The sequence below is a fragment of the Micromonospora sp. BL1 genome (assembly GCF_003667485.1).
Classification (GTDB): Bacteria; Actinomycetota; Actinomycetes; order Mycobacteriales; family Micromonosporaceae; genus Micromonospora; species Micromonospora tulbaghiae.
Window position 1 is genome coordinate 1 of sequence record NZ_RCVK01000106.1, and the last position, 7,393, is coordinate 7,393.

5 protein-coding genes are annotated in these 7,393 nt (G+C 73.5%); 2 read left to right on the plus strand and 3 right to left on the minus strand.

From position 1 onward, the window contains the following. Window positions 1–81: 81 nt before the first annotated feature. Window positions 82–4,077 (minus strand): ATP-dependent RNA helicase HrpA, encoded by a 3,996-nt coding sequence (gene hrpA, locus EAD96_RS01170; protein ID WP_121682966.1) that lies wholly within the window; start codon window positions 4,075–4,077, stop codon window positions 82–84. A gap of 141 nt (window positions 4,078–4,218) precedes the next feature. Here hrpA and EAD96_RS01175 point away from each other — a divergent pair, with 141 nt between their 5' ends. Continuing rightward, window positions 4,219–4,692, plus strand: coding sequence for a cytidine deaminase (locus tag EAD96_RS01175; RefSeq protein ID WP_121682967.1), 474 nt, complete (start codon window positions 4,219–4,221; stop codon window positions 4,690–4,692). A 34-nt stretch (window positions 4,693–4,726) separates the two neighbouring features. Here the strand turns inward: EAD96_RS01175 and EAD96_RS01180 are convergent, their stop codons facing one another. Further along, window positions 4,727–5,086 carry a YciI family protein gene (locus EAD96_RS01180; protein ID WP_013285335.1) on the minus strand — a complete coding sequence of 120 codons (360 nt, stop codon included), beginning with the start codon at window positions 5,084–5,086 and terminating at the stop codon, window positions 4,727–4,729. Between the two features lie 4 nt (window positions 5,087–5,090). After that, entirely contained in the window at window positions 5,091–6,023 is a 933-nt protein-coding gene (locus EAD96_RS31820) for a MerR family transcriptional regulator (protein ID WP_121682968.1), read from the minus strand. A 119-nt stretch (window positions 6,024–6,142) separates the two neighbouring features. Here EAD96_RS31820 and EAD96_RS01190 point away from each other — a divergent pair, with 119 nt between their 5' ends. Next, the gene (locus EAD96_RS01190) at window positions 6,143–7,189 is read left to right on the plus strand and encodes an iron ABC transporter permease (protein ID WP_121682969.1); all 1,047 of its coding nucleotides are present in this window, start codon (window positions 6,143–6,145) and stop codon (window positions 7,187–7,189) included. The last annotated feature ends 204 nt before the right edge of the window (window positions 7,190–7,393 follow it).

Genomic DNA, 7,393 nt, shown 5'->3' on the forward strand with positions numbered 1-7,393 from the left:
ATCTTGCACTTTCGGCCCCGGCGAAAGGGGCGAATGCCCCTGCGCGGGGGCGCCAAGTGCAAGATCGGCGGGCGGGGTGGGTCAGCGGCCCTCGGCGTCGTCCATGGCTCGGTAGATGCGCTGCTCCGACACCGGGTAGGGGGTTCCCAGGGCCTGGGCGAAGACGTTCACCCGCAGCTCCTCGATCATCCAGCGGATCTGGCGCGCCGCCGGCGTCGCGCGCCTCGGCGGGGGCAGCGCGGCCAGCATGTCCTGGTACTCCTTCTGCACCGTGGCGACCCGGTCCTGCTGAGACTTGTCCCGCTGCGGGTTGCCCGGCAGCCGGTCCAGCCGCCGCTCGATCGCGGTCAGGTAGCGCAGCACGTCGGGCAGCCGCGCGTACCCCGTCTCGGTGACGAAACCCTTGTGCACCAGGCCGGTGAGCTGGTTGCGGATGTCGGCCAGCGCGGCCACCACCGCCAGGTTCCGGGTGGCGCCGAGCCGCTGCTCCACCGCGTACGCGGAAGCGAGCACCCGACGCACCCGCTCCATCACCTCGACGACCGTGTCCACCAGGTCGGCGCGCACCTTGTCGCGCAGCGCGGCGAAGCCCTCCGCGTCCCAGGCCGGGCCGCCCGCGTCGCCGATCAGCTTGTCGATCGCCGCGCCGGCCGCGTCCTCGATCAGCTCCGGCACGCTGCCGTGCGGGTTGCGCGACAGCGCCAGTTTCGCCTCGTTGCTCAGCCGCCCCTGGAGGAACTTCGCCGGTGACGGCGTCGTCAGCCGCAGCAGCCGCCGGGTGCCCGCCCAGTGCGCGGCCTCCTGCTCGGCGGCGGAGTCGAACACCTTCACCCCGACCGTCGCGCCCTCGTCCACCAGCGCCGGGTACGCGGTCACCGCGAAGCCGGCGCGTACCTGCTCGATGGTGCGCGGCAGGGTGCCGATCGACCACTCGGTCAGCCCGGTACGGGCCACGTCCGGCGCGGCGGCGGCCACGACCTGGCGTACCTCCTGGCGCAGCTCGCGTTGCAGCGCGGGCAGGTCCTTGCCCTCGGCGACCGGCTTGTCGTCGTCGCCGAGCACCCGGAACGTGACGCGCAGGTGCGGCGGCAGCCGGCTCAGGTCCCACGCGTCCGCCGGTACGGTCACGCCGGTCATCCGCCGCAACTGCCGGGTCAGCGCGGCGAGCAGCGGCTCCTCGCCCGGGGTGATCGCGGCCAGCGCGGCGCGGGCGTAGTCGGGCACCGGCACGAAGTTGCGCCGTACCGGCTTGGGCAGTGACCGGATCAGCGCGATCACCAGTTCCTCGCGCAGCCCCGGCACCTGCCAGTCGAAGCTCTCCGCCGGCACCTGGTTGAGCAGCGGCAGCGGGATGTCCACAGTCACGCCGTCGGTGGGCGCGGTCGGGTCGAACGTGTACGTCAGCGGCAGCGTCACGCCGTCGGCCCGCCACTCGTCCGGGTAGTCCTCCTCGTCCACCCTGCCCCGGCCGTCGTTGACGAGCAGTTCGCGGGTGAACGTGAGCAGGTCCGGCTGCTCCCGGCGGGTCTTCTTCCACCACGAGTCGAAGTGCCGGCCGGAGACCACGTCGGCGGGGATCCGCTGGTCGTAGAAGGCGAAGATGGTCTCGTCGTCGACCAGGATGTCGCGGCGCCGGGCCCGGTTCTCCAGCTCCTCGATCTCGGTCAGCAGCTTCTGGTTGTCCCGCCAGAACTGGTGGTGGGTCTGCCAGTCGCCCTCCACCAGGGCGTGCCGGATGAACAGCTCCCGGCTCAGACCTGCGTCGATCCGCCCGAAGTTCACCTTCCGCGAGGTGACGAGCGGGATGCCGTACAGCGTGACCTTCTCGTAGGCCATCACCGCGGCCTGCTTCTTCTCCCAGTGCGGCTCGCTGTAGCTGCGCTTGACCAGGTGCTGGGCCAGCGGCTCGACCCACTCCGGTTCGACCCGCCCGGCCACCCGGCCCCACAGCCGGGACGTCTCCACCAGCTCGGCGGCCATCACCCAGCGCGGCGGCTTCTTGAACAACGCCGACCCGGGGAAGATCCCGAACTTCGCGCCCCGCGCGCCGAGGTATTCGTGCTTCTGCGCGTCCTTGAGGCCGAGGTGCGACAGCAGGCCGGGCAGCAGCGACTGGTGCACCTTCGGGGTGTCGATCTCCTCCGGCAGGTCGGCGCCGGCGCCGCGCCGGCCCTCACCCTTGTCGGAGGTACGCAGCACCTGGCGCAACTGGCTGACGATGTCCTGCCACTCGCGTACCCGGAGGTAGTTGAGGTATTCGGCCTTGCACATGCGGCGGAACGCGCTGGACGACAGTTCCCGCTGCTTCTCCCGCAGGTAGCGCCACAGGTTCAGGTACGCGACGAAGTCGGACTCCTTGTCGGCGAACCGGGCGTGTGCCTGGTCGGCCTGGGCCTGCTTGTCGGCCGGGCGTTCGCGCGGATCCTGGATGGACAGCGCGGCGGCGATCACCACCACCTCGGTGGCGCAGCCGTTGCGCTCGCCTTCGAGGACCATCCGGGCCAGCCGGGGGTCGACCGGGAGCTGGGCCAGCCGCCGTCCCAGGGCGGTGAGCCGCTTCGCCGGGTCGGTCTCGGCCGGGTCGAGCGCGCCCAGCTCGTGCAGCAGGTTGACGCCGTCGGCGACGTTGCGCCGGTCCGGTGGGTCGATGAACGGGAACGCCGCGACGTCGCCGAGCCCGATCGACGTCATCTGGAGGATGACCGAGGCCAGGTTGGTCCGCAGGATCTCCGGGTCGGTGAACTCGGGGCGGGAGGTGAAGTCCTGCTCGTCGTAGAGGCGGATGCAGATGCCGTCCGAGGTGCGCCCGCAGCGGCCCTTGCGCTGGTTGGCGCTGGCCTGCGAGACCGGCTCGATCGGCAGCCGCTGCACCTTGAGCCGGCTGGAGTAGCGGGAGATCCGGGCGGTGCCCGGGTCCACCACGTACTTGATGCCGGGCACAGTCAGCGAGGTCTCCGCGACGTTCGTGGCCAGCACCACGCGGCGGTTGCTGTGCGCGGCGAAGACCCGGTGCTGCTCGGCAGTGGAGAGCCGGGCGTACAGCGGCAGGATCTCGGTGCCGAGCAGGGCGCGCTTCTTCTGGACCAGCTTGCCCAGCGCGTCGGCGGTGTCGCGGATCTCCCGCTCCCCGCTGAGGAACACCAGGATGTCACCCGGCCCCTCGGCGGCCAGCTCCTCGACCGCGTCGCCGATCGCCTGGATCTGGTCCCGGACGTTCTCCTCGTCGGCCTCGTCCTCCTCCTCGGCCTCGGTGACCTCGACCAGCGGCCGGTAGCGGACCTCCACCGGGTACGTGCGCCCGGACACCTCGACAACTGGTGCCGGGTTGCCGTCGGCGTCGGCGAAGTGCTTCGCGAACCGGTCGGTCTCGATGGTCGCCGACGTGATGACCACCTTGAGGTCGGGCCGGCGGGGCAGGAGCTGCTTCAGGTACCCGAGGATGAAGTCGATGTTGAGGCTGCGCTCGTGCGCCTCGTCGATGATCAGCGTGTCGTACTGCCGCAGCATCCGGTCGGTCTGCAACTCGGCCAGCAGGATGCCGTCGGTCATCAGCTTGACCAGGCTGTTGTCGCCCACCTGGTCGGTGAAGCGCACCTTGTAGCCGACCACGTCGCCCAGCTCGGTGCCGAGTTCGTCGGCGATCCGGTCGGCGACCGTCCGGGCCGCCAGCCGGCGGGGCTGGGTGTGCCCGATCAGGCCGGTGATGCCGCGCCCCAGCTCCAGGCAGATCTTGGGGAGCTGGGTGGTCTTCCCGGAGCCGGTCTCGCCGGCCACGATCACCACCTGGTGGTCGCGGATCGCGGCGGCGATGTCGTCCTTGCGCTCGCTGACCGGCAACTGCGGCGGATAGGTGATCGCCGGCACGGCCGCGCGGCGCGACGCCAGCCGCGCCTCGGCCCGGGCGATCTCGGCCCCGATCTCGGCCAGCGCCGCCTCCCGCCGCTGCGGGTCGCGCAGCTTGCGCACGCCGTCGAGCCGCCGCTGGAGCCGCCGCTGGTCGCGGAACATCAGGGGGGCGAGGCGGCGGTGCAGGTCGCGGGCGGTCTCAGGGGCGGCGGGTACGGCTGGATTCTGCATGTCGTCGCCAAGGATAGGCAGCCGCGCGGCGGACCGCCCCCGGGTTACCGAGCGCCGGGCGTGCCCTCCCTGGCCGGGCCGTCCGCGCCGGATAAAGTTGCCGCCGACGAGGCCGACGGACGAGGCCGACGAGGGGCGGGGATGATCATGCGGGACACCGACCGGGCGCTCGTGCAGGCCGCCACCGCCGTCGCGAAGCTGCGCTGCCGCAGCGACAACCACACCGTCGCCGCCGCCGTACGCAGCACCGACGGCCGCGTTTTCAGCGGCGTGAACGTCTACCACTTCACCGGCGGCCCGTGCGCCGAGGTGGTGGCTCTCGGGGCCGCCGCGACCCAGGGCGCCGGTGAACTGGAGGCCATCGTCGCGGTGGGGGACCGGGGCCGGGGCGTCCTGCCGCCGTGCGGGCGCTGCCGCCAGGTGCTGCTCGACTACTTCCCGTCGATCAAGGTGATCGTCGGCCCGCCCGACGGGCTGCGCGCGATCCCGATCGCCGACCTGCTGCCCGAGACGTACGTCTGGTCCGACCAGCAGGTCGAGGTGCCCGCCGGGCCGCGCGCCGCGTTGTGGCCGATGCCTGTGGTGCCCGGCGTCCGGCAGGCCGCCGAGGACTGAACCGCCCCGTCCCGGGCGCGGCGAGCCGCGGCGCTCAGTCGCCGGCGGCGGCCTCCAGCATCGAGCGGGGGACCGGCACCTGCTCGAAGCGGACCTGGCCCTCCGGCACCATCCAGCTGCTGACCTGCGCGACCAGCCGGCCCGCGCGGACCGCCGGGTCGTTCGCGTACAGCTCACGGGCCATCTGCGGGTCCACCGACAGCACCACGAAACCGCGGACACGCCCGTCGTCGCCGTCCAGGAACGGCCCGGCCGCGAGCACGGCGCCCTGCTCCACCAGCCCGGCCTGGTGCGCCAGGTGGGCGTCCTGGATCCGGTCGAGGGCGTCCTGCGGCAGGTCCGGCGCGTCGTCCGGGCGGACCAGGAGAACCACCGTGTGCCTGTCGAATCGCATGTCCTCAGGCTAGGGGCTGCCGGGCGTGCAGTGCCCGGATCGACCAGTCCAGCACCGGGTCCAGGCTATCGGGCGGTGGCCAGCCGTTGACCACGGAGAGCAGTTCCAGGTACCGCTCCCGGCGAGGGTCGCGCGCGGTCCGCAACCGGTCCAGCATCCGCCGGCGCAGGCCGGCGTCGTCCGGCCGGCCGCAGAGCCGTGCGTACCGGTCCGCTGCCCGGGCCAGGACGGCGTCGGCCCCGGGCGAGGCCGGCTCGACACCGGCGGCCAGCGCCGGGGTCACCTCCTCCCGGACCACGGCGACCACGTCCCGGCGTACGCCCTCGGCGCCGGCCCGGTCCGCCTCGTGCTGCTCGGCCAGCCGGCGCAGCCCGGCCCGGAACTCCGGGTCCTGAGCCAGCTCGGCCAGCTCCACCCACGCCTCGATCCGGGCGTCGTCCGGATCGTCCGGCAGTTCGGGTGTGAGCGACCGGCGGATGCCCGCGAACCCCGGATCGGTCAGGCCGCCGAACGCCGCGTCGAGGAACTCGTCGACCAGTCGCCGTCGTTCCCGCGCGGCCAGGCCGGCCAGCCGGTGCAGCAGGTCGGCCTCGGACGGGCCGGCCCCGCGCCGGGCGATCACCGTGAGCACCGCGCGGCGCGACCGCAGCAGCCGGATCTGCGCGGTCAGCGCGTCCGCGTGCGCCGAGGCGACCTCGGCCAGGGTGACCTCCCGGGTCACCACCCGGCGCACTGTGGGCAGGTCCACGCCCAGCTCGCGCAACGTCCGTACCAGGTCGAGCCGGGCCACCGCGGCCGCGTCGTAGCGGCGGTGGCCGGCCGGTCCCCGGTCGGTGGGCGGCACGATGCCGCGGTCGGACCAGAACCGGATGGTCTTCACCGGCAGCCCGGTCCGCCGGGCCAGGTCACCGATCGAGTAGCGCTCCGCACCGTCCATGTGCCCACCATCGCGCCTCCCCCCGGTGGAGGCGCAACCCCATCGACAGCGCCCGCTTAGGTACGCCTTAGCAGGTCAGTTAAGGTAAGGCGCACCTAACTGGAAGGCCAAGATCCCTCGTGACCACCGTCGCCGTCCGGCCCGCGCGGGCCGGGGCTCCCGTCCGCCGCGGCACCGTACGCCGCGTCGCGGTCACCGTGGCGGCGGCATTCCTGCTCCTGCTGGCGCTGCTGGCCAGCCTGGCGCTCGGCAGCCGGCACCTCCCCGTCGACCAGGTGTGGCACGCGCTGGTGTCCCCGGACGGCGGCGACGCCACCACTGTGGTCCGGGACATGCGGCTGCCGCGTACCGCCCTCGGGCTGGTCGTCGGCCTGGCGCTGGCGCTGGCCGGGGTGCTGTTCCAGGCGGTGACCCGCAACCCCCTGGCCGAGCCGCGCATCCTCGGCGTCAGCGCCGGCGCCTCGTTCGGCGTGGTGCTGGCCATCGCCGTGTTCGGGGTGGGCACGCTCGCCGGGTACGTCTGGTTCGGCATCGCGGGCGCGCTGCTCGCCGGGCTGCTCGTGTTCGCCGTCGCCAACCGCGCCCGCGAGGGCGCCAGCCCGGTCACTCTCGCGCTCGTCGGCGCGGCCCTCGACGCCGGTCTCGGCGCCATCGTGTACGCGCTGCTCAGCATCGACGCCCGCACGTTCGAGGAGTACCGCTTCTGGGTGGTCGGCGGGCTGACCGGCCGCGACGTCGGCGTGGCCGGTCAGGTGCTGCCGTTCGTGGTGGCCGGGGTGCTGCTCGCCGCGCTCGCCGCCCGCGGCCTGGACGCGCTCGCCCTCGGCGACGACGTGGCCCGGGGGCTCGGGCACCGGGTCGCGCTGGTCCGGATCGCCGCCGGGGCCGGTGGCGTGCTGCTCACCGGCGCGGCGGTGGCCGCCGCCGGGCCGATCGCCTTCGTCGGGCTGGCGGTGCCGCACCTGGCCCGGGCGCTCGTCGGCGCGGACCAGCGGTGGACGCTCCTGGTCGCCGCGCTGCTCGGCCCCGCGTTGCTGCTCACGGCCGACGTGGCCGGCCGCCTGGTCGCCCCGCCCGGCGAGATCCCCGCCGGCATCATCACGGCTCTGCTCGGCGCGCCCCTCCTGGCCTTCCTGGTCCACCGAGCCAAGACGGTAACGACATGACCCGCCCCGCCCCCCACCCCCGCGATCTTGCACTTAGGCACCCCGCAAACCGCGCAAACAGGGCACGCGCAGGGCGCGATCCGCACGATCGCGGATGCCCCAGCCCCGCTCACGCTCCCGGCTGCGGGTCAGCCTGCCCTGCCCTGGGTCGATCATGAGGTTGGCGGCGGTTGGCGTCCGGTTTGTCGCCGTCAACTTCATGAT